Here is a 235-nt window from a genome sequence, read left to right on the forward strand (position 1 = left end):
CACCAGGCCGGTCACCTGCGGGCCGACCACGGCCAGCCCGATCACCACCACGAGCGTCGCCATCGTCGAGATCGCGGTCGCCACGTCCCCGCGCAGGAACAGCGGCACCAGCGCGCCGCCGAACCCGGCGAGCACCAGTGCCCAGCCGGTGATCAGCCGGCCGCGGCCGAGCTCACGCCGTTCCACCGCGGCCTCGGTCAGCGCCTCGACCGGGTTGATGGCCGACGGCCGCCGT

Annotated in this window: 1 protein-coding gene; it reads right to left on the reverse strand. The window is 75.3% G+C overall.

The window, feature by feature from the left end; all coding sequences use genetic code 11:
- The coding region (locus G3I65_RS38670; protein WP_203612637.1) for a hypothetical protein at positions 1–235 on the reverse strand (235 nt) is incomplete at both ends.

Origin of the sequence: Amycolatopsis sp. SID8362 (assembly GCF_010550475.1) — a bacterium.
Taxonomy (GTDB): domain Bacteria; phylum Actinomycetota; class Actinomycetes; order Mycobacteriales; family Pseudonocardiaceae; genus Amycolatopsis; species Amycolatopsis eburnea.